This is a genomic window from Escherichia sp. 94.0001, assembly GCF_013369155.2.
Classification (GTDB): Bacteria; Pseudomonadota; Gammaproteobacteria; order Enterobacterales; family Enterobacteriaceae; genus Escherichia; species Escherichia coli_F.
The window spans coordinates 1-234 of sequence record NZ_JABWMS020000337.1 but is presented as its reverse complement, the minus strand read 5'-3'; the positions used below and the strand labels follow the sequence as shown (position 1 = coordinate 234).

Annotated in this window: 1 protein-coding gene; it reads right to left on the bottom strand. The window is 59.8% G+C overall.

The annotated features are described in order from the left end of the window. Nucleotides 1-234 (bottom strand): hypothetical protein (locus HEN33_RS26015; protein WP_183083583.1); only part of this gene is annotated, 234 nt, incomplete at both ends.

The following is a 234-nucleotide window of genomic DNA, read 5'->3' as shown; positions in this document are numbered from 1 at the left end:
GCGTCTGCCCGTTCCATACCGGCATACAGCGCATCGCCGAGCAGAAATCACTGAGAACATCCCACGCCTTACGCTGTGTGGTCAGGTAGGCATTACAGGTGATGCGCGGCTCCGTGCCACCAAAGCCATCCGGCACTGACTGATCGCAATACTGGCCGATGACATACAGCGCCCATTTGTCCACATCCGCCGCACCAAGACGTTTCCCCATGCCGTAGCGCGGGTGGGTCAGCA